Source organism: Pseudomonas sp. B21_DOA, from assembly GCA_030544685.1.
GTDB lineage: Bacteria > Pseudomonadota > Gammaproteobacteria > Pseudomonadales > Pseudomonadaceae > Aquipseudomonas > Aquipseudomonas fluorescens_AO.
In genome coordinates, this window is sequence record CP086683.1 from 130371 (window position 1) to 153631 (window position 23261).

The 23261-nt window shown below is 61.5% G+C and carries 16 protein-coding genes and 7 pseudogenes; 12 read left to right on the forward strand and 11 right to left on the reverse strand.

What is annotated here, in order from left to right:
* Positions 1-129 precede the first annotated feature (129 nt).
* From LJU32_00625 to LJU32_00640, 4 genes and pseudogenes are all read left to right on the forward strand, one after another.
* The gene (locus LJU32_00625; protein WKV89061.1) at positions 130-1425 is read left to right on the forward strand and encodes an NCS2 family permease; all 1296 of its coding nucleotides are present in this window, start codon (positions 130-132) and stop codon (positions 1423-1425) included.
* The gene (trmA, locus tag LJU32_00630; GenBank protein ID WKV89062.1) at positions 1422-2501 is read left to right on the forward strand and encodes a tRNA (uridine(54)-C5)-methyltransferase TrmA; all 1080 of its coding nucleotides are present in this window, start codon (positions 1422-1424) and stop codon (positions 2499-2501) included. The genes LJU32_00625 and trmA overlap by 4 nt, the downstream gene beginning before the upstream one ends.
* Positions 2502-2703: 202 nt before the next feature.
* Positions 2704-3132: pseudogene (aroQ, locus tag LJU32_00635) on the forward strand (type II 3-dehydroquinate dehydratase).
* Positions 3133-3139: 7 nt separating this feature from the next.
* Positions 3140-3994, forward strand: coding sequence for a shikimate dehydrogenase (locus LJU32_00640; protein ID WKV89063.1), 855 nt, complete (start codon positions 3140-3142; stop codon positions 3992-3994).
* Positions 3995-4111: 117 nt separating this feature from the next.
* On the opposite strand, the pseudogene LJU32_00645 reads toward LJU32_00640, so the two are convergent.
* Positions 4112-4787 (reverse strand): annotated as a pseudogene (locus LJU32_00645) (TetR family transcriptional regulator).
* A 102-nt stretch (positions 4788-4889) separates the two neighbouring features.
* Positions 4890-6791: a bifunctional sugar phosphate isomerase/epimerase/4-hydroxyphenylpyruvate dioxygenase family protein gene (locus LJU32_00650; protein ID WKV89064.1), complete on the reverse strand. Its 1902-nt coding sequence runs from the start codon at positions 6789-6791 to the stop codon at positions 4890-4892.
* Between the two features lie 299 nt (positions 6792-7090).
* On the opposite strand from LJU32_00650, the pseudogene LJU32_00655 reads away from it, so the two are divergent.
* Positions 7091-8403, forward strand: a pseudogene (locus tag LJU32_00655) (MFS transporter).
* Positions 8390-8518: pseudogene (locus tag LJU32_00660) on the forward strand (metal ABC transporter ATP-binding protein). The pseudogenes LJU32_00655 and LJU32_00660 overlap by 14 nt, the downstream one beginning before the upstream one ends.
* Positions 8519-8545: 27 nt before the next feature.
* Here the strand turns inward: LJU32_00660 and LJU32_00665 are convergent.
* Positions 8546-9423, reverse strand: a pseudogene (locus LJU32_00665) (DMT family transporter).
* Between the two features lie 395 nt (positions 9424-9818).
* Here LJU32_00665 and LJU32_00670 point away from each other — a divergent pair.
* Positions 9819-10697 (forward strand): neutral zinc metallopeptidase, encoded by an 879-nt coding sequence (locus LJU32_00670; protein ID WKV89065.1) that lies wholly within the window; start codon positions 9819-9821, stop codon positions 10695-10697.
* Positions 10698-11650, forward strand: a pseudogene (locus LJU32_00675) (alpha/beta hydrolase).
* A gap of 140 nt (positions 11651-11790) precedes the next feature.
* Here LJU32_00675 and LJU32_00680 read toward each other — a convergent pair.
* The 3 genes from LJU32_00680 to LJU32_00690 all read right to left on the reverse strand — a co-directional run bounded on the left by LJU32_00680 (position 11791) and on the right by LJU32_00690 (position 13931).
* The gene (locus LJU32_00680) at positions 11791-12384 is read right to left on the reverse strand and encodes an HAD family hydrolase (GenBank protein WKV89066.1); all 594 of its coding nucleotides are present in this window, start codon (positions 12382-12384) and stop codon (positions 11791-11793) included.
* Positions 12381-13250: an acyl-CoA thioesterase II gene (gene tesB / locus LJU32_00685; protein ID WKV89067.1), complete on the reverse strand. Its 870-nt coding sequence runs from the start codon at positions 13248-13250 to the stop codon at positions 12381-12383. Before tesB ends, LJU32_00680 begins: the two co-directional genes overlap by 4 nt.
* Before the next feature lie 111 nt (positions 13251-13361).
* Positions 13362-13931 (reverse strand): GNAT family N-acetyltransferase, encoded by a 570-nt coding sequence (locus LJU32_00690; GenBank protein ID WKV89068.1) that lies wholly within the window; start codon positions 13929-13931, stop codon positions 13362-13364.
* 82 nt (positions 13932-14013) lie between these two features.
* Here LJU32_00690 and LJU32_00695 point away from each other — a divergent pair, with 82 nt between their 5' ends.
* The gene (locus LJU32_00695; protein WKV89069.1) at positions 14014-14934 is read left to right on the forward strand and encodes a histone deacetylase; all 921 of its coding nucleotides are present in this window, start codon (positions 14014-14016) and stop codon (positions 14932-14934) included.
* A 272-nt stretch (positions 14935-15206) separates the two neighbouring features.
* Positions 15207-16453, forward strand: a pseudogene (locus LJU32_00700) (TIGR03862 family flavoprotein).
* A 69-nt stretch (positions 16454-16522) separates the two neighbouring features.
* Here the strand turns inward: LJU32_00700 and LJU32_00705 are convergent.
* The 5 genes from LJU32_00705 to LJU32_00725 form a co-directional block, all read right to left on the reverse strand.
* Positions 16523-17863 (reverse strand): DEAD/DEAH box helicase, encoded by a 1341-nt coding sequence (locus LJU32_00705; protein ID WKV89070.1) that lies wholly within the window; start codon positions 17861-17863, stop codon positions 16523-16525.
* A 52-nt stretch (positions 17864-17915) separates the two neighbouring features.
* Positions 17916-18851, reverse strand: a complete 936-nt coding sequence (yedA, locus tag LJU32_00710) for a drug/metabolite exporter YedA (GenBank protein ID WKV89071.1) — start codon at positions 18849-18851, stop codon at positions 17916-17918.
* Positions 18852-19100: 249 nt separating this feature from the next.
* The gene (locus LJU32_00715; GenBank protein WKV89072.1) at positions 19101-19706 is read right to left on the reverse strand and encodes a 3'-5' exonuclease; all 606 of its coding nucleotides are present in this window, start codon (positions 19704-19706) and stop codon (positions 19101-19103) included.
* Between the two features lie 35 nt (positions 19707-19741).
* Positions 19742-20221: an NYN domain-containing protein gene (locus tag LJU32_00720; protein WKV89073.1), complete on the reverse strand. Its 480-nt coding sequence runs from the start codon at positions 20219-20221 to the stop codon at positions 19742-19744.
* 270 nt (positions 20222-20491) lie between these two features.
* Positions 20492-21253, reverse strand: coding sequence for a DUF2076 domain-containing protein (locus LJU32_00725; GenBank protein WKV89074.1), 762 nt, complete (start codon positions 21251-21253; stop codon positions 20492-20494).
* Between the two features lie 177 nt (positions 21254-21430).
* Here LJU32_00725 and LJU32_00730 point away from each other — a divergent pair, with 177 nt between their 5' ends.
* Both LJU32_00730 and LJU32_00735 read left to right on the forward strand, forming a co-directional pair.
* The gene (locus LJU32_00730; protein WKV89075.1) at positions 21431-22105 is read left to right on the forward strand and encodes a hypothetical protein; all 675 of its coding nucleotides are present in this window, start codon (positions 21431-21433) and stop codon (positions 22103-22105) included.
* Between the two features lie 75 nt (positions 22106-22180).
* Positions 22181-23260 (forward strand): endonuclease/exonuclease/phosphatase family protein, encoded by a 1080-nt coding sequence (locus tag LJU32_00735; protein ID WKV89076.1) that lies wholly within the window; start codon positions 22181-22183, stop codon positions 23258-23260.
* The last annotated feature ends 1 nt before the right edge of the window (position 23261 follow it).

Here is a 23261-nt window from a genome sequence, read left to right on the forward strand (position 1 = left end):
TCCTCACGCGGCTGGTATGATGCGCGGCTTTTTCCGGCCCACGACAATTTTCCAGGCGCTTGCGACGGTCTGTGCTTTGCTGTTGAGGTCGATACATTCACGGCGCCACGCGCGCCACGGGGAGCAGACATGCTGGAAAGGCTGTTTCAACTCAAGGCACACAACACCAACGTGCGCACCGAAATTCTTGCGGGCGTCACGACTTTCCTGGCCATGGCTTACATTCTGTTCGTCAACCCGAGCATCCTCGGCGAGACCGGCATGGACAAGGGCGCGATCTTCGTCGCCACCTGTCTGGCGGCTGCCATCGGCTCGACCGTGATGGGCCTGATCGCCAACTACCCGATCGCCCTCGCTCCGGGCATGGGCCTGAACGCCTTCTTTACCTACACCGTGGTTCTGCACATGGGCCACACCTGGCAGGTGGCGCTGGGTGCGGTGTTCATTTCCGCCGTGCTGTTTTTCCTGCTGTCGATCTTCCGCATCCGTGAATGGATCATCAACGCCATCCCGCTGCCACTGCGCTCGGCAATCGCCGCCGGTATCGGTCTGTTCCTGGCGTTGATTGCCTTGCACAACGCGGAAATCGTGGTTGGCAATTCGGCGACCATGGTCGGCCTCGGTGATCTGACCAAACCCGCACCGATCCTTGCGACAATCGGCTTCGCGGTGATCGTCGCCCTCGAAGCGCTGAAAGTGCGCGGCGCGGTGCTGATCGGCATTCTCGCTGTGACCATCGCCTCGATCGTACTGAATGTCACCAAGTTCGGCGGCATCCTGTCGATGCCGCCGTCGCTGGCGCCGACTTTCCTGCAACTGGACATCAAAGGTGCACTGGACATCGGTCTGGTCAGCGTGATTTTCGCTTTCCTGTTCGTCGACCTGTTCGACAACTCCGGGACCCTCATCGGCGTCGCCAAGCGCGCCGGCCTGATGGGCAAGGACGGCCACATGCCGAAAATGGGTCGCGCGCTGATCGCCGACAGTACGGCGGCCATGGCCGGCTCGCTGCTGGGCACGTCGACCACCACCAGCTACATCGAATCCGCAGCCGGCGTCAGTGCCGGTGGCCGCACGGGCCTGACCGCCATCGTCGTGGCAATCCTGTTCCTGCTGGCGCTGTTCTTCTCGCCCCTGGCGGCCAGCGTTCCGGCGTTCGCCACCGCGCCAGCGCTGCTGTTCGTCGCCGTGCTGATGACTTCCGGCCTGGCGGAAATAGACTGGGACGACATCACCGTGGCTGCGCCGGTTGTGGTCACCGCACTGGCCATGCCGTTCACCTATTCGATCGCCAACGGCATCGCCTTCGGCTTCATCGCCTGGACCGCCATCAAGCTGCTGTCCGGCCGTGCCCGTGAGCTGAACCCGGCACTGGTGATTCTGTCGATTCTGTTTGTGATCAAGTTGGGTTGGTTCAACGCATGAGTTTCGATTCCCAAGCCTACGCCGAACAACTCGAAGCCAAGGTCACGCGCTTGCGTGATCTGCTGGCGCCGTTCGATGCACCCGCGCCGACGGTGTTTGATTCGCCGTTGCAGAACTTCCGCCTGCGCGCCGAATTCCGCCTGTGGCGCGAGGGCGGCGAACGGCATTACGCGATGTTCTCTCAGGACGACAAGCGCACGCCGATCCTCATCGAGCAATTCCCGATTGCCAGCCTGCGCATCAACCAGTTGATGCCGCAGTTGAAGGCTGCGTGGCAGGCCAGTTCGGCGCTGAGCCACAAGCTGTTCCAGGTCGAATTCCTGACCACGCTGGCCGGCGACGCGATGATCACCCTGTGCTATCACCGTCCGCTGGACGAGCACTGGCACGCGGCAGCCACTCAGTTGTCGGCGGATCTGGGCGTGAGCATCATCGGCCGCTCCAAAGGCAAGCGCGAAGTGCTCGGTCAGGACTATGTCGTCGAGAAACTCGAAGTCGGCGGCCGCACCTTCAGCTATCGCCAGCCCGAAGGCGCGTTCACCCAGCCCAACGGCACGGTGAACCAGAAGATGCTCAATTGGGCATACGAAGCCTTGGGCGATCGCAGCGACGATCTGCTCGAGCTGTACTGCGGCAACGGTAACTTCACCCTGCCGCTGGCGACTCGCGTGCGCAAAGTGCTCGCCACCGAAATCAGCAAGACTTCGGTCAACGCGGCCCTGAGCAATCTCAGCGACAACGCTGTGGATAACGTCACGCTGGTGCGTTTGTCCGCCGAGGAACTGACCGAAGCGCTCAACGAAGTGCGCCCGTTCCGTCGCCTGCACGGCATCGATCTGAAGAGCTACGAATTCGGCAGCGTCTTCGTCGACCCACCGCGCGCCGGCATGGACCCGGACACCTGCGAACTGACCCGGCGCTTCGACAATATCCTCTACATCTCCTGCAACCCGGACACCCTGGCGGCCAACATCGCCCAGTTGCATGACACCCACCGCATTACCAAGTGCGCATTGTTCGACCAGTTCCCGTGGACCCATCACATGGAATCCGGTGTGTTGCTGACCCGGCGTTGATTGCCTGTAGCTGATACGGAAAAGCCGTCGTGATTGACGGCTTTTTTGTGGGAATCTTTGATCCGTGCGATCACCGAACACAAAACGCCTTGGTCATTTCCCGCCAATTGACCGATGTAACCATCTAGTACATTTTACCTCCACAGGCTGAACCCTCTCGGCCAATACCAAAAATAATAAGTGGAGTTGCCCCCATGCCCCTATCGTTCTGGTGCTTAACGGCCCGAACCTGAACCTGCTCGGCACGCGTGAGCCGGCGACTTATGGTCATGAAACCCTGGCGGATATTTCCGCGTTGTGTGGTCGCGCGGCTGACGAGTTCGGCCTGTCTGTGGAATTTCGCCAGACCAATCATGAAGGCGAGCTGCTCGACTGGATTCACGCCGCGCGCGATCGTTGTGCCGGGATCGTGATCAATCCGGCGGCGTGGACGCATACGTCGGTGGCGATTCGCGATGCCTTGGTCGCCAGTGAATTACCGGTGATCGAGGTGCACCTGTCCAACGTGCATGCCCGCGAGCCGTTCCGTCATCACTCGTTTGTTTCCGGCATTGCCACGGCGGTGATGTGCGGGTTCGGCAGCCATGGCTATCGCCTGGCGCTGGAGCATTTCAGTCAGCGGTTGCGGGGTGAAGGCCATGTCACGTTCCAGAGTGATACTCGCCGGGCTGATCGGCGCGGGAATTCAGGCTTCGCGCACGCCGGCACTGCACGAACACGAGGGTGATGCGCAGGGCCTGCGTTATCTGTACCAGCTCATCGACCTCGATCAATTGCACCTCGACAGCACGGCTCTACCCAACTTGCTGCAAGCGGCGGAGCGGATGAATTACACCGGACTGAACATTACCTTCCCGTGCAAACAGGCGGTCATCCCGCTGCTTGATGAGTTGTCGCCGGAAGCCCGCGGCATCGGCGCGGTGAACACCGTGGTGCTGAAGGACGGCAAGCGTGTCGGCCACAACACCGATTGCCTCGGTTTCGCCGAGGGTTTTCGCCGGGGTCTGACAGACGCTGCCCGTGAACGCGTCGTCCAGATGGGCGCCGGTGGCGCTGGCGCGGCGGTGGCCCACGCACTGCTCAGCGAAGGCGTACGGCAATTGACGATTTTTGATGTCGACCGCGAGCGTGCCGAGAGCCTGGCGAACAACCTGAATCAACATTTCGGCCCCGGTCGCGCGCAGGCCGGACTGGATTTGCCCGGGGCACTGGCGCAGGCCGAGGGTCTGGTCAACACCACGCCGATGGGCATGGCCAAGCTGCCGGGTTCACCGGTGCCGGCCGGGTTATTGCGCCAGGCAATGTGGGTCGCGGAGATCGTGTATTTCCCGCTGGAAACCGAACTGCTGCGCGACGCCCGCGCGTTGGGTTGCCACACGCTGGATGGCGGCAACATGGCGGTGTTTCAGGCGGTAAAGGCCTTTGAACTGTTCAGCGGCGTGGCGGCGGATGCGCAGCGCATGCTTGAGCATTTTCAGAGCATGAATGCCTGAACAATAGGGTAACTCTTGTGGGAGCGAGCCTGCTCGCGAAGGCGTTGGGTCAGTCAACGAACATGGCGACTGACACACCGCTTTCGCGAGCAGGCTCGCTCCCACAGGGACATCGAGTCAGGCCTTCAGGTAGCGCAACACCGACTCGCAGATCATCTCGCGATGACGCTGTTTGATGGTTTCATCCGGCAGGTCGATCTGGAAGATTTCCCCAGCGTGTGGCGGTTCGACACGCGATAGAAGCAGAACGAACTGATCAGCAGGTGCACGTCCAGCGCATCGATGCCACGCCGGAACACACCCTCGTCCGCCCCCGTTGCAGAATCCCGCCCAAGGTATCGAGGATCGTGTTGTTCAGCGCCTTGATCGCATCGGAACGCTTCACGTATTCGGCGTTGTGGATGTTTTCGATGCTGACGATGCGCACGAAATCGACGTTGCGGTCATGGTGATCGAAGGTGAATTCCACCAGTCGGCGGATCGCCAGTTCGGGCGGCAATTCGTCCAGATGCAGGCGGTTTTCCGTGCTGCGGATATCGCCGTAAAGTTTCTCCAGCACCTCGACATACAACTGCTCCTTGCTGCCGAAGTAGTAATAAATCATGCGCTTGGAGGTGTGAATGCGCTCGGCGATCGCGTCGACGCGGGCGCCGGACAGGCCCTGCTGGACGAACTCGACGATCGCCTCCTGCAGGATGTTCTCGCGGGTCTTTTCCGGGTTGTTCTTGCGACTCTTGCGCGGCACTGCGTCGGACTCGACAGCAGCGGCGGAAAGTTCTGAATTCATGGTCATCGCGGGCTCACGGCCATCACTGCACAAGCTGGCGATTATGGGCCGCGCGGGACAGTGAAGGAAGCCGCGCAGCCCGTGTTTGATCCCGCGTTTACGAATTCCCTACAACTTCGCCTGACGCACCGCGCCACTGCGCGATTTAGCCATCGCCGCCAGCCTGACGGCAACGTTGGCCGCGCCATAACCAGCGTAACCGTTCTTGCGCTGGATGATCTCGAAGAAGAAACGTCCCTCGAACGGCTCGGTGTAAACATGAAACAACTCGCCGCCCTGGGCATCACGGTCGTAGAGGACGTTGTAATAGGCCAGCTCGCTGAGAAACTCATCGTCGAAATCGAAGCGCGCCGCGAGGTCGTCGTAATAGTTCAGCGGGATGTCGAGCAGTGGCACGCCGGCTTCTTTGGCGCGACTGACCTGGGCGAAGATGTCGGCACAATCGAAGGCAATGTGGTGCACACCGGAGCCGCGATAACTCGATAGCGCATGAGAAATGGCGGTATTGCGGTTCTCGGAAATGTTCAGCGGCAAACGGATCGAACTGTCGCGGCTGCGCAGTGCGCGGCTCTTCACCAGGCCGTACGGATCGGGCAAGACCACTTCATCGTCGGCCTCGAAGTCCAGCAGGCTTTTATAGAACAGCACCCAACTGTCGAGGCTGTCGGCCGGCAACGCCATTGCCATGTGATCGATACGCTTGAGGCCGCCGCCGGCCTGCACGTCGGGCAACAGATTGAAATCGGTGCCGTAAACGTCGGCGTCTTCATCGACCAGATAAATCAGGCTGCCGTCCGGTGCGCGCACCGCCGCCAGTTCCAGTTCATTCGGCCCGACCAGCCCGCGATAGGGCTGCCCCTTGTAAGCGACGGCGCGGGCCAGCGCACTGGCGCTGTCCTTGACCCGCACGGCCGTGGCGCACAGCGACGGGCCGTGGGCTTCGAAAAAGCTGTGGGCGAACGAATACGGCTCGGAGTTGAGGATCAGGTTGATATCGCCCTGACGCAGCAGGCTGACGCTCTTGGAGCGATGCTGCCCGGCCTTGGCAAAGCCGAGACGTTGCAGCCAGTGACTGAGCTTCGCGCCCAGCGCTTCGTCGACGGCAAATTCGAGAAATTCAACGCCGTTGTATTCGCTGGCCGGCGGCGTTTCGAAAAGAATTTCACGGTTGGCCACCGGCGTCGCTTCCTGCTCGAGACGCTGACGGGTCTTCTCTTCCAGATACAGCAGCGAACGCAAACCGTCGGCGGCATTGGCCCGTGGCGGCGCGGCGCGGAAGCCGTCGTTGAAAATCTCCAGCGACAGCGGCCCGGTATAGCCACTCTTGATGATCGGCGCGAGAAAGCCCGGCAGGTCGAATTCGCCCTGCCCCGGGAAGCAACGGAAATGCCGGCTCCACTCCAGCACATCCATGGCCAGGATCGGCGCGTCGGCCATTTGCACGAAGAAGATCTTGTCGCCGGGAATATCGGCGATTGCGCTGGGATCGCCTTTCAGCGACAGGGTATGGAAGCTGTCGAGCAACACACCGAGGCTCGGGTGATCAGCCTGACGGACGATGTCCCAGACCTGTTGATAAGTATTGACGTGACGGCCCCACGCCAGCGCTTCGTAACCGATGCGCAAGCCACGGGCGCCGGCGCGTTCGGCCAGCAGGCGCAAATCATCGACGAGGATTTGTTGATCGCCGACACTGTCCGGCGAGGCGTTGCTGCAGACCAGCACCAAGTCGGTGCCAAGTTCCTGCATCAGATCGAATTTGCGCTCGGCGCGCTCGAGATTGCGCACCAGGCGATCGCGGCGGCAGCCTTCGAAGTCACGGAACGGCTGAAACAGGGTGATGGCGATGCCGAGATCGACGCACATCTGTTTGATTTCACGCGGACTGCCGTCGTAGTACAGGAGGTCGTTTTCGAAAATCTCCACGCCGTCGAACCCGGCGGCGGCAATGGCTTCGAGTTTTTCCGGCAGGGTGCCGCTCAAGGAAACGGTGGCAATGGAACGCTGCATGTTTCAACTCCCGTTTGGAGACGGCGGCTGCGTGAGCCGCGCCGCTTTTATAGGATGAGCAAATTATTGGCTGCATCCCTGCGCGCAGCAAATTTAAAGTGTACTACCCGGTTAGTTTTGCGTGCGATTATCGAACACTAAGGCGATTTGGCGAATTGACGATTTTTTGTTCACTGCCCAACATCGGTTGCACATCGAGTCCGGCCACTAACCACCGGGCAAGGTGTTCGACAGAAAAGAACACCAAATAACAAATCCAAAAACGGGTGGAACACATGATTCCTTCACAGACTTCCCGCATGGCTCCGGCCATGAGCACTGCCACGGGTGGCATTGGCGACAAGATCCGCGGCGCCATGGCCGTCGGCAAGACCCGCTGGGGCATGCTGGCGCTGGTGTTTTTGCCACCACCCTCAACTACATCGACCGCGCCGCCCTCGGCGTCATGCAGCCAATCCTCGCCAAGGAAATGAGCTGGACGGCGATGGACTACGCCAACATCAACTTCTGGTTTCAGGTCGGCTACGCGATCGGGTTTGTCCTGCAGGGACGTTTGATCGACCGGGTCGGCGTCAAGCGCGTGTTCTTCTGCGCGGTGCTGCTCTGGAGCCTGGCCACCGGTGCCCATGGCCTGGCGACCTCAGCGGTCGGCTTCATGGTCTGCCGCTTTATCCTCGGCCTGACGGAAGCGGCCAACTATCCGGCCTGCGTGAAGACCACGCGCCTGTGGTTCCCGGCCGGTGAACGTGCAGTCGCTACCGGCATTTTCAACGCCGGCACCAACGTCGGCGCGATGTTCACGCCGATGCTGCTGCCTCTGGTCCTGCATGTGTGGGGCTGGCAAGCGGCGTTCCTGTGCATGGCGGCACTCGGCGGCATCTGGCTGCTGTTCTGGGGCTTGAAGTATTTCAATCCGGAAGATCACCCGACGGTGAAACAGTCGGAGCTCGATTACATCCAGCAGCAAGTCGAACCGGAACAGGCCCGCGTGCCGTTCAGCAAGATCCTGCGCATGCGCGGCACCTGGGCCTTCGCCCTCGCCTACTCGCTGACCGCGCCGGTGTTCTGGTTCTATCTGTACTGGCTGCCGCCGTTTCTCAATCAGCAATACAACCTCGGCATCAACGTGACGCAGATGGGTATTCCGCTGATCATCATTTACGTGACGGCTGACTTCGGCAGTGTCGGCGGCGGGATTCTGTCCTCGTTCCTGATCGGTCGCGGCATGAACTCGATCAAGGCGCGACTGCTGTCGATGCTGCTGTTTGCCTGCTGCATCATCGGCGTGGTCATGGCCGCCGGCTCGGCGAATCTGTGGGTGGCGGTGGCGGCGATCTCGCTGGCAATCGGCGCGCATCAGGCCTGGACCGCGAATATCTGGAGCCTGGTGATGGACTACACGCCCAAGCACATGATGAGCACGGTGTTCGGCTTCGGCGGCATGTGCGCGGCGATCGGCGGGATGTTCATGACCCAGATCGTTGGCCACATCCTCACCGTCACCAACAACAACTACACGGTGCTGTTCACGCTGATCCCGGCGATGTACTTCCTCGCGCTGACGTGGATGTACTTCATGGCACCGCGCAAGATTCCGACTGTCAGCGAATAATCCCGCTACACACATCAACCCTGTGGGAGCGAGCTCGCTCGCGAAGGCGTCAAGTCAGCCAACTAACAGGCTGACGGGCACACCGCTTTCGCGAGCAAGCTCGCTCCCACAGGTTCTCCCAAAGGCCCAAGGCGTTTGCTGATCAGCGCCGGCTCTGTTGCCAAGCCGCCGCCAATCCGCTGCAACAGATCACCGCGATACCAATCACTGTCAACCCGCTCGGGGTGTGATTGAACAGCAGCCAGCCCAACAACCCGGCAAAGACGATCTGGCAATAGCCGAACGGCGCCAGCAATGCCGGTGCGGCGTGACGGAAGGCCTGGGTCAGGAACAGATGCGCCGTCATCCCGCAACTGCCCAGCGCCAGCATCAGCGCGGCGTGAGTCAACGTCGGCACTTGCCAGAAGAACGGCACCAGCGCGCTCATCACCAGGGTATTGCACAGGCCGGCAAAGAAGTTGCTGGAGGTCGGGCTGTCCACTTCGGCAAGCTTGCGCGTCAGCAGTTGGTAGAAGCAGAAAAACAGCGCCGAGCAGAACGGCAGCAGGATCGCCGGGGTGAACAGCTCGCCACCCGGGTGGACGATGATCAGCACGCCGATGAAACCGCAGATCACCGCAATCCACTGCCCGCGCGTGACCCGTTCCTTGAGCAGCGGCACCGACAATGCGGTGACCAACACTGGCGCGAGAAAGTTGACCGCCGTGGCTTCCGCCAGCGGGATGTACAACAGCGCCGTGGTGAAAAACAGGCTGGTGCCGAGCAGGCATAGGGCTCGGGCGAGCTGCCATAACGGTTTTTGGTGCGCAGAACGCGCAATCCGGACTGCGGCAGGAAAATCCCTGCCATCAACAAGGTGTGCACCACATAGCGCGCCCACACCACCATCACGATCGGATAAAAACCGGAGAGGTATTTCGACAACGCGTCGTGGCTGGAAAACAGGAACGTCGCCACGACAATCAGCAGGATCCCCTTGAAGGGCTGGTTGACACCGGAGAGCGGGGTGCTGACGGTCATTGGCAATCTCTGAAAAAAATCCGGGCGAGCGTTCGCGCTGGCGGCAATCGTTGTGACAATCATAGTCGGCTGAGCTTTCAGCAACCGCACAGGTTGCACTCTTCTTCGCCGGGAAACCGCCGCCAGGCAAAACCTTGAGGCAAGATTCCCGCCACTTCGGCGCCCGGCCAGTGTGCAACATCACAGACTGCCGTCGAAACAGCGGGTTCATGAATTCGACGGAAGAAATTCCACTCGGGATTGAATTCACGGCCCGCTCGACCGTCAATACCAGGCCCGCACCATGTGGGCGCGTGTGCATGGACGGACGACCGGACTGGCGCCACACTCACACAGCGGCAACACTCATCACCAGCAGATTCATCACCGGCAATAAAAGAGGATTCCCACATGCTATGGAAAAAGGCCGACGCAGTGACAACGTCGTCGACGCCCGGGGTGATGATGCCGGCGGTGGCGGCGGCATGCGCTTCGGTGGCGGCAAGGGCCTGAGCCTGACCGCTATTGTGCTGATTGTCGGCATCGGCTGGCTCACCGGCCAGGACCCGATGCAGATTCTCGGCCAGTTGACCGGGCAGATGGAGCAACCGGCGCCCTCCTCGCAAACCCGCCAGGCGCCACCGGCCAATGATGAACAGGCCGAATTCGTCCGCTCGATTCTCGGCGACACCGAAGACACTTGGGGTCCGATCTTCCAGCAGGCCGGACGCCAATACAAAGACCCGACACTGGTGCTGTTCAGCAATCGGGTGAACTCCGCGTGCGGCATGGCCACTTCTGCCACCGGCCCGTTCTACTGCCCGGCCGACCAGAAGGTCTATCTGGACATGACCTTCTTTCAGGAAATGTCGCAGCGCTTCAAAGCCGCTGGCGATTTCGCTCAGGCTTACGTGATTGCGCACGAAGTCGGCCACCATGTGCAGACGCTGCTGGGCGTCTCGGCGAAGATGCAGGCGGCGCGTCAGCAAGGCCGGCAGATGGAGGGCGACGGCGGCTTGCTGGTTCGTCAGGAATTGCAGGCCGACTGTCTCGCCGGCGTCTGGGCGTATAACGCGCAGAAACGCCTGAACTGGCTGGAACCGGGCGACATCGAGGAAGCCTTGAACGCCGCCAACGCCATCGGCGATGATCGCTTGCAGCAACAGGGTCAGGGCCGTGTGGTCCCGGACTCGTTTACCCACGGTACGTCAGCGCAAAGGGTGCGCTGGTTCAAAACCGGATTCGCGCAAGGCCAGGTAAGCCAGTGCGACACCTTCGCGGCGAAAACCCTGTAAATGCATAAATGGCTTGTGGCGTTACTGTTCATCGCCGGCACCGCGCAAGCGGCCGGCGTCGATGCGATCAGCCCCGGTCGCCTGCAACTCAAGGCCGGGGAAATGGCAGTGGGCATCGGCCCGGCACCGGAGAAGATCGAGCGGGTGCTGATCGTCATTCACGGTCGCCTGCGCAACGCCGAGACCTACCGCAAAAGCGCGGAAAGCGCCGCCGAACTCGCCGGGCAGACCGCGCACACGCTGGTGATCGCTCCGCAGTTTCTCAATGAAAGCGACGTCACCCTGTATTCCTTGCCGTCGACAGTGCTGCGCTGGCAGGGCAACGAGTGGATGGGCGGCGGCTTGTCCACCGGGCCAAATCCGCTGAGCTCCTACGCGGCGCTGGATGAAATCGTCGCGCGGGTCAGCGATCGCAAACAGTTTCCGGACGTGAAGCAGATCGTGATCTTCGGCCACTCCGGGGGTGGTCAGGTGGTGCAGCGTTACGCCCTGCTGGCCAAGGATCAGCCGGCGCTCAAGGCCAACGGTATACGCTTGCGCTATGTGGTGGCCAATCCTTCTTCTTATGCGTACTTCAACGAGCAGCGGCCAGTGGCGTTCGATCACGCGCAATGCCCTGGCTTCAATCGCTGGAAGTACGGCCTGGCGGACATGCCGGTGTATGCCGGTGGGCAAACGCCGTTGCAGGTCGAGAGCGCTTACGTCAAACGCGAGGTGATTTATCTGTTGGGGCAGCAGGACGTCGACCCGGAACATCCGGCACTGGACAAGAGCTGCGCGGCCGAGGCGCAAGGGGCTTACCGCTTGATGCGCGGGAAGCTGTATTTCGGTTATTTGCTGCGTCGCCATCCTGAGGGGTCAATCAGCGGCTGATTGAAGTGCCCGGGGTTGGGCATGACGGGGATGGCATGCTGACGTCCGCGGAGGGGCAGAAGGCGTTGTTTGATCAGTAGGTTTTTTCTGAATCCACTGCCCCTTCGCGAGCAAGCTCGCTCCCACATAGCTCTATGACATGCACAAAATATGTGTGCACTGAAGATCCAATGTGGGAGCGAGCTTGCTCGCGAAGGCGCCGGCTCAGGCGACGAAGATGTCAGGCAAACAGCATCCGCCGCAACTCAACACAATCCCTTGCATGCCAATCCGTCAACTCCGGCCAAGGGTTATCCGGCAGGTTCACCAACACCGTCCGCGCCCCCGCCGCTCGGCCGCAATCCAGATCAAAGCGGTAATCACCAACCATCACCATGTCACTGGCCGGCACTTGCCAGGCTTCGGCCAGTTTCAGCAAACCGCCGGGATGCGGCTTCGGCGGTGCTTCGTCGCGACCCAGCACATCCTTGACCGCGAAGCAGTCAGCCAGGCCGATCGCCTCCAGCGTCACGTGCGCCAATTCCCGCGCATTGCGCGTGAGAATGCCCAGGCGGTAACCGCGCGCATGCAGGTCACGCACCAGTTCCACCGCACCGGCGGCCGGGGTCGAGCCCAACGCCAGATCGCGTTCATGTTCCAGCAACCAGGCATGCTTGGCCGCTGCTTCATCCGCTGGCAATGCCGCCAGATGGGTGAGGATGTCGTCCTCCGGAGGAATCGCCAAGGCCACGCGAATCGCCGCAAAGTCATGCACGGCGACGGTCAGCGTGCCGTCCATGTCGAACACCCAATGACGAACCTCGGTCAGGCTCATGCCCAGTCCTTGCGATGGCGGATCAGGCCTTCCTGCGTCACCGAAGCGACCAGTTGCCCGGCACGGTTGAACACGCTGCCACGGGAAAAACCACGGGAGTTGCCGGCCCACGGGCTGTCCATCGCGTAGAGCAACCAGTCATCGGCGCGCAGATCATTGTGGAACCACAGCGCGTGATCGAGGCTGGCGACCTGCATGTCTTTCTGCCAGACCGACTTGCCGTGGGGCAGCATCGACGTGGTCAGCAGACCGAAGTCCGAGGCGTACGCCAGCAGGTATTTGTGCAGTGCCGGAATGTCAGCCAGGGCGCCGTCGGCACGGAACCACACATATTTCACCGGATCGGCCGGTTGCGGGTTGTACGGGTCCTTTTCGGTGACCGGGCGTACTTCGATCGGTTTCGGGCACAGCAGTTTTTCCCGCATGTGCTCGGGAATCAGGTGCGCACGCTGCTGGGTCAGTTCCAGTTCGGACGGCAGATTTTCCGGACCGACCACCACGGGCATCTGGCCCTGATGTTCGAAACCTTGCTCGTCGTACTGGAACGAAGCGCTGCACGTGAAGATCGGGTGGCCCTTCTGGATCGCCGTCACGCGGCGAGTGCTGAAACTGCCGCCGTCACGCACGCGATCAACCGAATAGACCACCGGCAACTTGGCATCGCCTGGGCGCAGGAAATAACCGTGCAGCGAATGCACATGGCGCGCCTCTTCCACCGTCTGACTGGCCGCCGACAGCGACTGGCCGAGCACCTGACCGCCGAACAACTGGCGGAACCCCAGATCCTGGCTGCGGCCGCGGAACAGGTTTTCTTCGATCGGCTCCAGGGTCAGCAGATCGACCAGATCTTCCAGCACTTGGCTCATTCAGACTCTCCTCACACAAAGCAATGGCCGCGCAGTCTTGACTGCGGCGGACGATTCAGGTTCTGGCACGGGCCAAATACGATGGCGGCCATTGTAAACGTCCGTGTCGGCTTATTCATGCAAGGTTTGCAGCCATTGTTCGCGGCTGATGCGATACAGAACATGGCGGCGCAACGGGTGATCGAGCGCAAGCCTGGGGTGATCGAAATCATCCTGCGGGTCGTGATGCATGCCGATCGCCTGCATGACCTTCTCCGACTGCGCGTTCTGCTCGGCGGTAAACGAGACGATTTCCGCCAGTTTCAACTGGTCGAAACCCGCGCGCAGAGCGGTCCACGCCGCTTCACTGGCGTAACCCAGGCCCCAATGTTCCTTGGCCAGACGCCAGCCGATCTCCACCGCCGGGGTAAACGGCGCATCGAAGCCGACCACGCCCAACCCGGTGAAACCGATGAACTCGCCCGTGTCCTTGCGCTCCAGCGCCCACAGGCCGAAGCCGTGCTCGGCAAAATGCCCGCGCACGCGGCCGATCAGCGCGGCGCTTTCGAGCCGGGTCAACGGTGCCGGAAAGTAGCGCATCACCTGCGGGTCGGCGCACATCGCGGCGAATGCCGGCAAATCCTCGTCCTGCCACTGACGCATCAACAACCGCGCACTTTGCAGCTCCAGTATCGGCTCCATCGTCCCCTCCATTTCCATGCCGTTGAGTCTACATCGCTGGTAGGATCGTTCATTCTTTTCCTGGTTCTGCGCGAAACAAGCCATGCCCTTGCCGTTGATCTATCACGAAGACTACAGCCCCGAGTTTCCCGCGGATCACCGCTTTCCCATGGACAAGTTCCGGCTGCTGCGCGATCACCTGGTCGACAGCGGCCTGACCCGCGACGCCGACCTGCTGCGCCCGCAGATCTGCCCTAACGACATCCTCGCCCTCGCCCATGACCGCAGCTATATCGAACGCTACATGAGCGGCGAGTTGTCCCGCGAAGACCAACGGCGCCTCGGCCTGCCGTGGAACGAGGCGCTGGCGCGACGCACCGTGCGCGCGGTGGGCGGTTCGATCCTCGCCGCAGAGCAAGCGCTGGAACATGGCCTGGCCTGTCATTTGGCCGGTGGCACCCACCACGCTCACTACGATTACCCCGCAGGGTTCTGTATCTTCAATGACCTGGCGATCATCAGCCAGTACCTGTTGCAGAGCGGCCGGGTCAATCGCGTGCTGATTTTCGATTGCGACGTGCATCAGGGCGACGGCACCGCGCGGATTCTGCACGACACGCCGGAGGCGATTACCGTTTCCCTGCACTGCGAAAAGAATTTTCCCGCACGCAAGGCCGAAAGTGACTGGGACATTCCACTGCCCAAAGGCATGGGCGATGCCGACTATCTGCAGGTGGTGGATGACACGCTCAACTACCTGTTGCCGTTGTATCAACCGGATCTGGTGCTCTACGACGCCGGCGTTGATGTGCACAAGGACGATGCCCTCGGTTATCTGCAACTGACCGACGAGGGCGTAGCCGAGCGCGATGAACGGGTGATGCGCCATTGCCTGGGCCGCGACATCCCGGTGGTCGGGGTGATCGGCGGCGGCTACAGCAAGGACCGCCACGCCCTCGCCCGCCGCCACGGCATCCTCCATCACAGCGCGCAACGAGTATGGGATTCACACGGTTGTCACTGAAACGTGCTGCGTTACCCACAATCGCTGTGGAACTGCCTGTGGATAACCTGAGCGAAAGGGACTGCAGGCCATACTGGGCATGGCTTTCAGAAGACTGGTTAATAATTAGCCACGCCGCAATCTCCTTGTAGGAGTGAGCCTGCTCGCGATAGCGGACTGACATTCAACATTCATGTCGGCTGTTCAACCGCTATCGCGAGCAGGCGCACTCCTACAGTGGTTCAGCGCTGTTAGAATGCGCGCCTTGTCCCGCCATACCGCAGCGCACGCCCATGACCCAGAATTCCGCCCCCGCCAACACCCACGTCGCCATCATCGGCGGTGGCCCCGCCGGCCTGATGGCCGCCGAAGTGCTGAGCCAGGCCGGAATCCGCGTCGATGTGTACGACGGCATGCCCTCGGTCGGGCGCAAATTCCTCCTGGCCGGTGTCGGCGGCATGAACATCACCCACTCCGAAGCCTACCCGGCGTTCCTCTCCCGCTACGCTGAGCGCGCATCGCACATCGCCCCGCTGCTGCGCGGATTCGATGCTGATGCCTTGTGCCAGTGGATTCACGAACTGGGCATCGAAACCTTCATCGGCAGCTCCGGCCGCGTATTTCCCACCGACATGAAAGCCGCGCCACTGTTGCGCGCCTGGCTCAAGCGCCTGCGCGACAGCGGCGTAGTTATCCACACCCGCCATCGCTGGCTCGGCTGGGACGCAAGCGGTGCACTGCGCATCGCCAGCCCGGAAGGCGAAATCAGCGTAAACCCCGACGCCACCCTGCTCGCCCTCGGCGGCGGCAGTTGGCCGCGCCTGGGCTCGGATGGCGCGTGGATGTTGCCGCTGGAGCAGCGCGGCGTGGATCTGGCACCGTTGCAGCCAAGCAATTGCGGCTTCGAGGTGCAAGCCTGGAGCGAGCTGATGGTGAGCAAATTCGCCGGCGCACCGCTGAAAAACATTGCCATCGGTTTGAACGACGATATCCCGCGTCTGGGCGAATGCGTGATCACCGCCACCGGGATCGAGGGCAGCCTGATCTATGCGCTGTCGGCGCCGATTCGTGAGGAGATCAGCCGCTATGGCGCAGCGGTTATCCACATTGACCTGCTGCCCGGCCGGCCTGCGGATAAGTTGCAGGCGGCGCTGAGCAAACCACGCGGCGCCCGCTCAATGGCCAAGCATCTGCACAGTCAGGTGGGGATTGACGGGGTGAAAGCAGCGTTGTTGCGCGAGCTGACCGATGCCGAAACGTTTGCTGATCCGGCTCGCTTGGCGCGAGCGATCAAGGCATTGCCGCTGACCTTGGTGAAAACCCGTCCGCTGGATGAGGCAATCAGCAGTGCCGGTGGCGTGAGATTCGAAGCGATGGATGAGCACTTGATGCTCAAGGCGTTGCCGGGGTGTTTTGCGCCGGCGAGATGCTCGACTGGGAAGCGCCGACGGGCGGCTACTTGCTGACCGGGTGTTTCGCCAGCGGGCGCGCGGCAGGGCTGGGAATCGTGCAGTGGCTGAAAAGCAGCCGCCAGTTCTGAGCCGCAAGCTGCAAGCCAAAGCAAAGCGCTTCTAACTTGCAGCTTGCAGCTGGACGCTCGAAGCTGCTTTCAGGGCTTGCGCTTACGCGGTCCAGTATTGAACACCGGCACTTTGCGCACCGGTTTGATCGATGGCTCCGGTGCCGAGGTCTCGCCGCTGTCGACCCACTTGCCCAGATTGCGTTTACCACCGCCACCGCCCGAGGCTTTCGGCTTCTTCGGTTTCTTCGGCTTCTTGATCACCTGACCGCTGGCATCGGTGTCCGGCACGCGGTGCTCGGGTTCGAAATCCGGCTCGTTCTGGCGCTTCAAGGTCTGCCGCGTGAGCATTTCGATCGCCGAGAGCATATTCACTTCATCGGCACACACCAGCGAAATCGCCTCACCGGTGGCACCCGCGCGGCCAGTGCGACCGATGCGGTGAATGTAATCCTCGGCGACGATCGGCAGGTCGAAGTTGACCACCAGCGGCAGGTCCTCGATGTCCAGACCACGGGCGGCGACGTCGGTCGCCACCAGAATCTGCACTTCACTGAGCTTGAAACGGTCCAGCGCGCGCTGGCGCGTAGCCTGGGGTTTGTCGCCATGGATGCCGTCAGCATTCACACCGAGGCCCTGAAGTTTTTCCACCAGCGCATCGACGCCGTTGCGGGTCTTGGCGAACACCAGCACCTGCTTCCACTTGTTCTTGCGCATCAAATGCACGAACAGTTCGGCCTTGCGCTTTTTGTCCACGGTGACGATCCACTGCTTGACCGTGTTGGCAGCGACGTTGCGCGGGCTGACTTCGACGCTCAGAGGATCGTTGAGCATCTGCCCGGCAAGCAGGCGGATGTCATCGGAGAAAGTCGCGGAGAACAGCAGGGTCTGGCGCTTTTTCGGCAGCATGCGGTAAATGTTCGCCAGTTCTTCCGAGAAGCCCAGGTCGAGCATACGGTCGGCTTCATCCAGCACCAGCGTTTGCAGCTGATTGAGTTTCAGCGCGTTCTGGCGGAACAGGTCGATCAAGCGACCGGGTGTGGCGACCAGCACATCGACGCCGCCGCGCAGCTTCATCATCTGCGGGTTGATGCTGACTCCGCCGTACACCGCATAAGTGCGCAATGGCAGGTTTTCTGCGTACTGGCGCACGGCTTCATGGACCTGCTCGGCCAGCTCGCGGGTCGGTACCAGAATCAGCGCACGCGCCGAATTGGCGGTGACTTTCGGCCCTTCCATGGCCAGCAGCTGCAACAGCGGCAAGGCGAAACCGGCAGTTTTACCGGTGCCGGTCTGGGCCGCTGCCATCAGGTCGCGACCGGCCAGCACCGCCGGAATGGCTTGCGCCTGCACCGGCGTCGGGGTCTGGTAGCCGAGCGTCTCGAGGGAGCGCAGCAAGGGTTCGATCAGGCCAAGGGAGGCGAAAGTCATGGGAGTACCGTAGGAAAAAATGACGCGGGGATGCAATGCCGCGCAGTTTACCCTAATTCGTACGCGCTTCCGTCGGAACGGCTTTCGCCTCTTCGACCGGAAGCTGCGGCGGTCGACGCCACTGCGGCAGGCTGATCAGTAGCACGGCGCTGATGATCACCAGCATCGCCAGCGCTTCTTCGATGCCGATGGTCTCGCCGACAAACACCACGCCGAGCAACACCGCCACTGCCGGGTTGACGTAGGCATAACTGGTCGCTGCCGCTGGGCGCACGTGTTTGAGCAGATACATGTAGGAATTGAAGGCGACGATCGAGCCGAAGAAAATCAGATAGGCCAGCGCCAGCCAGCCTTCGAGCGGCGGCATGGCTTGCAGGTGCTCGCCACTCAGCGCACTGCCGATCAACAAAACCACGCCGCCAACCAGCATTTCCACCGCACTGGCCATCGCTCCCGCCGGCAATGGCAGGTATTTGCTCCACACCGAGCCGAACGCCCAGCTCGCCGCCGCGAAGATCAGCAACATCGCACCGAGCGGGCTCGATTGCAGGTTGGAACCCATATTGAGCATGGCGATGCCGATGATCCCCAGCGCCACACCGGCCCATTCCAGCCGCGTATTGCGTGCGCCCCAGAAGTAACCGAACAACAAGGTGAACAGTGGCACCGTCGCCACCGCCAGCGCAGCGACACCTGACGCCACGCCGGTGTGCTCCGCCACGCTCACAGCGCCATTACCAAAACTGAGCAGCAGAATGCCGACCAGCCCCGCCGCTTTCCATTGCGCCCAGGTCGGCGCCGGAGCCCCACGCCAGCGCAGCCAGGCGTACATCAAGCTGCCGGCAATGACGAAGCGCACCCCGGCCAGCAACAGCGGCGGCCAGTATTCGACGCCGATGCGAATCACCAGATAGGTCGATCCCCAAATCACATACAACGCAAAAAACGCAGCGATCAACGGCAGCGAAAAACGGCGCAAGGCAGGCATGGGCAGCTCGACAGTCAGATTTCTGTGGACGGGTTATTCTAGAAAGGCTGCCGCGCAAAAATAAGTTACAAAACCTGTTTTTCGCGCCGGTACACTTTTGCATGAAGCAGCGGCAATCCCGAGACCAGCGAGGTCACTGTGGGAGCGAGCTTGCTCGCGAATGCGGTGTATCAAACACAGTTGCGGTGAATGACACACAGCATTCGTGAGCAAGCTCACTCCCACAGAAGTGCTGTGTTGTACCTCGGCTCAGCGATAACGCTGCAAATGCTCGCCCACTTTGGCGGCGGGGACTTTCTGCAACTTGCACAGCAGGTCGTGATTCAACTCGCGCACCCCATGCTTGCCCCGCAACTCTTGCGCCAGATGCGCCATCAGATTGGCCGCCATCTCGGCATCGGCCATGGCCCGGTGAGCCTGGCCGGTATGCGGTAGCTGCGCGAAAGTGGTGAGCGTGCCGAGCTTGTGATTCGGCGCAGCCGGCATCAGGCGCCGCGACAGCAGCAGTGAACAGGCAAAATTCTGCAGGCGTGTGCGTTTGATCCGGCCCAGTTCGAAATCCCAGAACTTCTGGTCGAACGAGGCGTTGTGCGCCAGCAACGGCGTGCAGCCGACGAATTCGTTGACCTCTTCCATCACCCGCTCGGCCGGCGGCGCGGTGCGCAGCATGGCGTTGCTGATTCCGGTCAGTTGTTCGATGAACGCCGGGACGCGCACCCCGGCGTTCATCAGGCTCTGGTAACGCTCGACGATGCGGCCGTTTTCCAGCATGACCACGGCGATTTCCGTGGCGCGGCAGCTGCTGTTCGGCGACAGGCCGGTGGTTTCAAAGTCGATGACTGCAATGCGTTCCAAACCGGGGTGTACTCCGTTCAAATCTATTGTTCAGCTCAGCTCTTGAGCAACAGCGCGCCTTCGATCGGCACGTAACGGCTGGCTGCGCGGATCAGCGAGTTGGCGGTCAGGCCGGGGACGCCGTAGGCCACTGCTTGCACGCCGTACTTGTTGATGATGCGTTCGAGCAGCATGTCGAAATCGCCGTCACCGGAGGCCAGCACCACTTCGTCGACATGGTCGGCAGCGTCCATGATGTCCAGGGTAATGCCCACGTCCCAGTCGCCCTTGGCCGAGCCGTCGCTGCGCTGGATGTAGGGCTTGAGCTTCACCGTGAAACCAAGGTTGCGCAGGATCTGCTGAAACTGCTGCTGCTTGCTGTCGCCACGGTCGATTGCGTACGCGTAGGCCTCGACGATCTGCCCGTTCTTGCTGATGTCCGCCCACAGTGCGGCGTAGTTGAAGTGGCAACCATAGGCCTGACGCACGGTGTAGTAGAGGTTCTGCACATCGGCGAACACTGCGATTTTTTTCACCGGAGTTCCTGTGAGCGCGCGAGCGCACGAAGCGGGGTCAGGCGATCAGGCCCGAAAAAGGCGCTCAGTATGCCAGCCAAGAGAAAGATTCAGCGAATAATCACCCGCTGACGCCGAGGTGTCCCTGACAAACGGTGTTGTGGCGAGGGGATTTATCCCCGCTGGGCTGCGCAGCAGCCCCGCTTTTCCCGATTAATGCGAGGACTGCTGCGCAGCCCAACGGGGATGAATCCCTCGCCACAGTGTTTATGTCAGCCTTCAGAGGCGATGTCAGACAAAGGAGTCGTCGTCATCAAAAAACGACGAATTGGCGCTGCTGTAATCGGCGTCGCTGAAACCGCCCTGGTCATTGCCAGAAAAACCGTTGTCCGCCACGCGCTGATCATCGCCCCAGCCATTGTTGCTTTGGTCGGCGACCTGTGCCGGTTCTTCCTTGATGATCTCGACGATTTCTTCAGGTGCTTGGTTGTGATGGAACAGGCTGCTGATGCCCTGCGCGAGCATCACACCACCGGCCACGCCTGCGGCGGTTTTCAGCGCGCCGCCGAGGAAGCTGGGGTCCGCCGCCGGGGCTGCCTGCTGCGCATAGTTGGGCGGCGCGGCGCCGAAGCTCTGTTGCGGTCCCGGAGCCTGATAGCTCTGCTGCGGCGCCGGTTCACGCCAGCCGCCGGTGGACGATGGCGCTGCGCTTTGGCTCGGCGCCGGACGCGAATTGCCGCCGCCAAAAATGCTCGACAGGAAACCGCCGCCACCGCTGGATGCCGGTGCGCCGCCTTGGGCCTTGGCCGATTGCAGTTCGGCCTGTAGACGCTGGACTTGCTGGGTCAGCTGCTTGTTCTGCTCGTCGAGGCTTTTCAGCGCGGCCTCTTGCACCAGAATCGCCTGGGTCATGAAATAGCCTGCCGCCGGTTGGCGCGTCAGGTGTTCCTTGATCCGCGCCTCGGCCTGGGCGTCGCGCGGGGCTGCCTCCGTTTCGGCCTGTTGCAGCCGGGAAAACAGTCCATCGATCAGGGTTTGCTCTTCGCTGTTCATGGCGACCTCGTAGATTGCCGGTAATAACGTGCCCGTGCCCACTCTGAGCGCGGTGCTCTCCTGTAATGGAGACAGTGACAAAACGTTTCAATGGCCTTTACCGAATGTTTACGTTTGTGTCGCCCCGCGTTGCATCGGTTAAAGTGAGCCACTGTTTTCGACCTGCGATACCGACTGATGAATGCCCTCGAAGTACTGCGCGACTCTTTGTATTTTTTCAAACGCCATCTGGGCAGCATCGTGCAGTTGTGCCTGCCGCTGGTGATTGTCGAAGCCTTCTTGCAGCAGGCGGTCGATCACGCCACCGGGCCGGACACCTTCGCCGGCGTCAGCATCATCGTCGGCCTGCTGGTGTATCCGCTGTACACCGCAGCGCTGATCCTGTTTCTCGATGCGCGCAGCCGTGGCGAGTCGCCGCGCAACCGTGACCTGCTGGCGATGGCCGCCACCCTGTGGCCGCGCTTCGCGGTGCTGACCGCGCTCAATACCTTGCTGATTCTGCTTGGTCTGTCGTTGTACTTCCTGCCGGGGCTGATGCTGATGGTCATGCTCGCCTTCGCCGAATACCTGCTGGTCCTGCGCGGCCTCGGCCCGTTGCAGGCGATGAAGGAAAGCCTGCGTCTGACCCGTGGGCATTTCTGGCGCATTCTGCTGTGCATTCTCTGTGTGATGACGCCGCTGTGGCTGCTCAAGGGCGCGACGCTGGCGGTCTATCCCGAGCCGCAGAATCCGCTGATCGCCGGGCTGATCGACAGCGCTCACAGCTTCCTGCAACTGTTCACCAGTGTGGTGCTGTTCCGCCTGTTCATGCTGATCAGCGAATTGCCTGACAAACGTAACGGAGCGGTCTGACCGCGCCGCGCTTGGGCTTCGCCGCTGCCGTCAGGTATGCTCGGGGCCACTTTCTGTAACGCTATAAGCCGAGCCATGACCCGTCTGCTGCGCTACACCCTGCTCCTCGTCATTCTCGCCGTCGTCCTGTTCGGCGTACTGCTGTTCAGCCTGACCTGGCGCCCCGACGCTCGCGAAACCCTGCCGGTCAGTTGCGGCGCTAACGCGCCAACGCTGGTGCCCGGGCAAGCGCTGAAAGTCATGACCTGGAACGTGCAGTTCCTCGCCGGCAAGCGCTACGTATTCTGGAATGATCTGGCCGAAGGCGACGATGAAGCGCCGACCGCCGAAGACATGGCGTTCAGCCTCGACGAAGTGGCGCGGGTGATTCGTGACGAACAACCCGATGTGGTGCTGTTGCAGGAGCTCGATGACGGCGCCAAGGCCAGCGATTACCAGAACCAGCTCAAACTGTTACAGGAACGCGTCGCCGATCTGTATCCATGCAGCACCAGCGCGTTCGACTGGAAAGCCGATTTCGTCCCTGAGCCACACATCTACGGCAGCGTCGGCCGCCAGTTGGCCACGTTGAGCCGCTATCGCATCGAACACGCCGAGCGCCTGCAACTGCCCGTCGCACCGAGCAACTTCATCAGCCGCCAGTTCCAGCCCAAAGACGCTTTGCTCGCCGTCAAACTGCCGCTCAGCGATGGCGGACAACTGACCGTGTTCAACACCCACTTGCAGCGCGCCAGCCAAGCCGACGGCAACGTGCAGGCGCAAGTGGCTGCCGTGGCCAAAGTCCTCGACAAATATGAAAGCCAGGGCCTGCCGTGGCTGATCGGTGGCGATTTCAATCTGCTGCCGCTGGGCCAGTATCGACGCCTGCCGGTCGAGCGCCGCACGCCCTACTCTGCCGACAGCGAACTGCATCTGCTGTGGGACAAGTACCCGATGATCCCGACCAACAACGAGGCCGGCGGTATCGATCGAGCCAAATGGCTGACCCATTACCCCAACGACCCCGGCCTCAATGGCCCGGATCGCACGGTGGATTATCTGTTCTACAGCCCGAAGCTCAAACGCCTGCAAGCGCAGGTGCGGCAGGACGATACCTTGCGCATCTCCGATCACTTGCCGGTGATTGCGCGGTTCCTGTTGCCCGCTGCGCCGTAAT

Bases quoted from the DNA above. Each gene is read 5' to 3' on its own strand.
- LJU32_00625 (WKV89061.1), top strand. From the start codon at position 130: ATGCTGGAAAGGCTGTTTCAACTCAAGGCACACAACACCAACGTGCGC.
- trmA (WKV89062.1), top strand. From the start codon at position 1,422: ATGAGTTTCGATTCCCAAGCCTACGCCGAACAACTCGAAGCCAAGGTC.
- LJU32_00640 (WKV89063.1), top strand. From the start codon at position 3,140: ATGTCACGTTCCAGAGTGATACTCGCCGGGCTGATCGGCGCGGGAATT.
- LJU32_00650 (WKV89064.1), bottom strand. From the start codon at position 6,791: ATGCAGCGTTCCATTGCCACCGTTTCCTTGAGCGGCACCCTGCCGGAA.
- LJU32_00670 (WKV89065.1), top strand. From the start codon at position 9,819: ATGGAAAAAGGCCGACGCAGTGACAACGTCGTCGACGCCCGGGGTGAT.
- LJU32_00680 (WKV89066.1), bottom strand. From the start codon at position 12,384: ATGAGCCTGACCGAGGTTCGTCATTGGGTGTTCGACATGGACGGCACG.
- tesB (WKV89067.1), bottom strand. From the start codon at position 13,250: ATGAGCCAAGTGCTGGAAGATCTGGTCGATCTGCTGACCCTGGAGCCG.
- LJU32_00690 (WKV89068.1), bottom strand. From the start codon at position 13,931: ATGGAGCCGATACTGGAGCTGCAAAGTGCGCGGTTGTTGATGCGTCAG.
- LJU32_00695 (WKV89069.1), top strand. From the start codon at position 14,014: ATGCCCTTGCCGTTGATCTATCACGAAGACTACAGCCCCGAGTTTCCC.
- LJU32_00705 (WKV89070.1), bottom strand. From the start codon at position 17,863: ATGACTTTCGCCTCCCTTGGCCTGATCGAACCCTTGCTGCGCTCCCTC.
- yedA (WKV89071.1), bottom strand. From the start codon at position 18,851: ATGCCTGCCTTGCGCCGTTTTTCGCTGCCGTTGATCGCTGCGTTTTTT.
- LJU32_00725 (WKV89074.1), bottom strand. From the start codon at position 21,253: ATGAACAGCGAAGAGCAAACCCTGATCGATGGACTGTTTTCCCGGCTG.
- LJU32_00730 (WKV89075.1), top strand. From the start codon at position 21,431: ATGAATGCCCTCGAAGTACTGCGCGACTCTTTGTATTTTTTCAAACGC.
- LJU32_00735 (WKV89076.1), top strand. From the start codon at position 22,181: ATGACCCGTCTGCTGCGCTACACCCTGCTCCTCGTCATTCTCGCCGTC.